4 protein-coding genes are annotated in these 3,775 nt (G+C 57.1%); 3 read left to right on the top strand and 1 reads right to left on the bottom strand.

From position 1 onward, the window contains the following. Positions 1-64: 64 nt before the first annotated feature. The gene (dfrA1, locus tag HMPREF9538_RS06275; protein WP_000777555.1) at positions 65-538 is read right to left on the bottom strand and encodes a trimethoprim-resistant dihydrofolate reductase DfrA1; all 474 of its coding nucleotides are present in this window, start codon (positions 536-538) and stop codon (positions 65-67) included. 156 nt (positions 539-694) lie between these two features. On the opposite strand from dfrA1, the gene intI1 reads away from it, so the two are divergent. From intI1 to HMPREF9538_RS06260, 3 genes are all read left to right on the top strand, one after another. After that, complete coding sequence (intI1, locus tag HMPREF9538_RS06270) at positions 695-1,708, top strand: class 1 integron integrase IntI1 (RefSeq protein ID WP_000845048.1); 1,014 nt, start codon at positions 695-697, stop codon at positions 1,706-1,708. Between the two features lie 289 nt (positions 1,709-1,997). Continuing rightward, on the top strand, positions 1,998-2,555 hold the full coding sequence (locus HMPREF9538_RS06265; RefSeq protein WP_001162012.1) for a recombinase family protein: 558 nt from the start codon (positions 1,998-2,000) through the stop codon (positions 2,553-2,555). A 2-nt stretch (positions 2,556-2,557) separates the two neighbouring features. After that, positions 2,558-3,775: DUF4158 domain-containing protein (locus tag HMPREF9538_RS06260; RefSeq protein ID WP_009485928.1), on the top strand; the 1,218-nt coding region annotated here is incomplete at its 3' end.

Here is a 3,775-nt window from a genome sequence, read left to right on the forward strand (position 1 = left end):
CAAACCTGGCGCGGCTTTTGGTACAAAAGGCGTGACAGGTTTGCGAATCCGTTGCTGCCACTTGTTAACCCTTTTGCCAGATTTGGTAACTATAATTTATGTTAGAGGCGAAGTCTTGGGTAAAAACTGGCCTAAAATTGCTGGGGATTTCAGGAAAGTAAACATCACCTTCCGGCTCGATGTCTATTGTAGATATATGTAGTGTATCTACTTGATCGATCAGGCTTTTGTATATCTCCCCACCACCTGAAACAATGACATGATCCGTTATTTTCTTTAGGTTGGTTAAAGCATCTTTAATTGATGGAAAGATCACTACGTTCTCATTGTCAGATGTAAAACTTGAACGTGTTACGACCGCATACTTTCGGTTGGGTAATGCTCCCATTGATTCAAAAGTCTTGCGTCCAACCAACAGCCATTGGTTATAGGTAATAGCTTTAAACAGGAGCTGTTCACCTTTGGCACTCCATGGAATATCAGGGCCATTCCCGATAACTCCATTCTTCGATATAGCTACCATTAGTGATAGTTTCACAATTCTTCCTCAGAGGTTAACTTTGTTTTAGGGCGACTGCCCTGCTGCGTAACATCGTTGCTGCTCCATAACATCAAACATCGACCCACGGCGTAACGCGCTTGCTGCTTGGATGCCCGAGGCATAGACTGTACAAAAAAACAGTCATAACAAGCCATGAAAACCGCCACTGCGCCGTTACCACCGCTGCGTTCGGTCAAGGTTCTGGACCAGTTGCGTGAGCGCATACGCTACTTGCATTACAGCTTACGAACCGAACAGGCTTATGTCCACTGGGTTCGTGCCTTCATCCGTTTCCACGGTGTGCGTCACCCGGCAACCTTGGGCAGCAGCGAAGTCGAGGCATTTCTGTCCTGGCTGGCGAACGAGCGCAAGGTTTCGGTCTCCACGCATCGTCAGGCATTGGCGGCCTTGCTGTTCTTCTACGGCAAGGTGCTGTGCACGGATCTGCCCTGGCTTCAGGAGATCGGAAGACCTCGGCCGTCGCGGCGCTTGCCGGTGGTGCTGACCCCGGATGAAGTGGTTCGCATCCTCGGTTTTCTGGAAGGCGAGCATCGTTTGTTCGCCCAGCTTCTGTATGGAACGGGCATGCGGATCAGTGAGGGTTTGCAACTGCGGGTCAAGGATCTGGATTTCGATCACGGCACGATCATCGTGCGGGAGGGCAAGGGCTCCAAGGATCGGGCCTTGATGTTACCCGAGAGCTTGGCACCCAGCCTGCGCGAGCAGCTGTCGCGTGCACGGGCATGGTGGCTGAAGGACCAGGCCGAGGGCCGCAGCGGCGTTGCGCTTCCCGACGCCCTTGAGCGGAAGTATCCGCGCGCCGGGCATTCCTGGCCGTGGTTCTGGGTTTTTGCGCAGCACACGCATTCGACCGATCCACGGAGCGGTGTCGTGCGTCGCCATCACATGTATGACCAGACCTTTCAGCGCGCCTTCAAACGTGCCGTAGAACAAGCAGGCATCACGAAGCCCGCCACACCGCACACCCTCCGCCACTCGTTCGCGACGGCCTTGCTCCGCAGCGGTTACGACATTCGAACCGTGCAGGATCTGCTCGGCCATTCCGACGTCTCTACGACGATGATTTACACGCATGTGCTGAAAGTTGGCGGTGCCGGAGTGCGCTCACCGCTTGATGCGCTGCCGCCCCTCACTAGTGAGAGGTAGGGCAGCGCAAGTCAATCCTGGCGGATTCACTACCCCTGCGCGAAGGCCATCGGTGCCGCATCGAACGGCCGGTTGCGGAAAGTCCTCCCTGCGTCCGCTGATGGCCGGCAGCAGCCCGTCGTTGCCTGATGGATCCAACCCCTCCGCTGCTATAGTGCAGTCGGCTTCTGACGTTCAGTGCAGCCGTCTTCTGAAAACGACATCAGAATAGAGTTAAATTTCCTATTGATTGACATATTCCGTCAAAGGTAATAGATTTCATCCTGACACTTTTGCCTTTGGAGGCATCTTGCAAGGTCAACGCATCGGCTATGTCCGCGTCAGCAGCTTCGACCAGAACCCGGAACGGCAATTGGAGGGTGTTCAGGTGGCGCGGGTGTTCACCGACAAGGCTTCTGGCAAGGACACCCAGCGTCCCGAGCTGGAAAGGCTGCTGGCCTTCGTCCGCGAGGGCGACACCGTGGTGGTGCATAGCATGGACAGGCTGGCACGCAACCTTGATGACCTGCGCCGCATCGTCCAAGGGCTGACACAACGGGGCGTGCGCATGGAGTTCGTCAAAGAAGGGCTGAAGTTCACCGGCGAGGACTCACCGATGGCCAATCTGATGCTGTCGGTCATGGGAGCCTTCGCTGAGTTCGAGCGCGCCCTGATCCGCGAACGTCAGCGCGAGGGAATCGTGCTGGCCAAGCAGCGCGGTGCCTACCGGGGACGAAAGAAATCGCTGAACAGCGAACAAATTGCCGAGTTGAAACGGCGAGTTGCGGCAGGCGACCAAAAAACCTTGGTGGCCCGTGACTTCGGCATCAGCCGCGAAACCTTGTACCAGTACCTGCGGGAAGACTGACCATGCCACGCCGCTCAATCCTGTCCGCCACCGAGCGCGAAAGCCTGCTGGCACTGCCAGATGCCAAAGACGAACTGATACGGCACTACACGTTCAACGAAACCGACCTGTCGGTGATCCGTCAGCGTCGCGGCGCCGCGAATCGATTGGGCTTCGCTGTGCAGCTTTGCTACTTGCGATTCCCTGGCACCTTTTTGGGCGTCGATGAGCCTCCGTTTCCGCCCCTGTTGCGCATGGTGGCCGCGCAACTCAAGATGCCAGTGGAAAGTTGGAGCGAGTACGGCCAGCGCGAACAGACACGGCGGGAGCACTTGGTCGAGCTGCAAACGGTTTTTGGGTTCAAGCCCTTCACCATGAGCCACTATCGGCAAGCCGTGCATACATTGACCGAGCTGGCCTTGCAGACCGACAAAGGCATCGTGCTGGCGAGCGCACTTGTCGAGAATCTGCGGCGGCAGAGCATTATCCTGCCCGCCATGAATGCCATCGAGCGCGCAAGCGCCGAGGCCATCACCCGTGCCAACCGACGCATTTACGCGGCGCTGACCGATTCTTTGTTATCACCCCACCGTCAGCGCCTGGACGAACTTCTCAAGCGCAAGGACGGCAGTAAAGTGACGTGGCTGGCATGGCTGCGCCAGTCGCCTGCCAAACCGAACTCTCGCCACATGCTCGAACATATTGAGCGCCTGAAATCCTGGCAAGCACTTGATCTGCCCGCAGGCATCGAGCGGCAGGTTCACCAGAACCGCCTGCTCAAAATCGCTCGTGAAGGTGGCCAGATGACGCCTGCTGATCTGGCAAAGTTCGAGGTGCAACGACGCTATGCCACGCTGGTAGCGCTGGCCATCGAAGGCATGGCCACCGTCACCGATGAAATCATCGACCTTCACGATCGCATCATCGGCAAGCTGTTCAACGCGGCCAAGAACAAGCATCAGCAGCAGTTCCAGGCTTCCGGCAAGGCGATCAACGACAAGGTGCGGATGTATGGGCGCATCGGTCAAGCGTTGATTGAGGCCAAGCAAAGCGGCAGCGATCCGTTCGCCGCCATCGAGGCCGTTATGCCCTGGGACACCTTCGCCGCCAGCGTCACCGAAGCGCAAACATTGGCGCGGCCTGCCGACTTTGATTTCCTGCACCACATCGGTGAAAGCTATGCCACGCTACGCCGCTACGCGCCGCAGTTCCTGGGCGTGCTCAAATTGCGGGCTGCGCCC

It is taken from the genome of Klebsiella sp. MS 92-3, assembly GCF_000195655.1.
GTDB classification, from domain to species: Bacteria; Pseudomonadota; Gammaproteobacteria; order Enterobacterales; family Enterobacteriaceae; genus Klebsiella; species Klebsiella pneumoniae.

What these genes read in the sequence shown, in the direction of transcription:
- intI1 (WP_000845048.1), top strand. Translation starts at nt 695, where the DNA reads ATGAAAACCGCCACTGCGCCGTTACCACCGCTGCGTTCGGTCAAGGTT.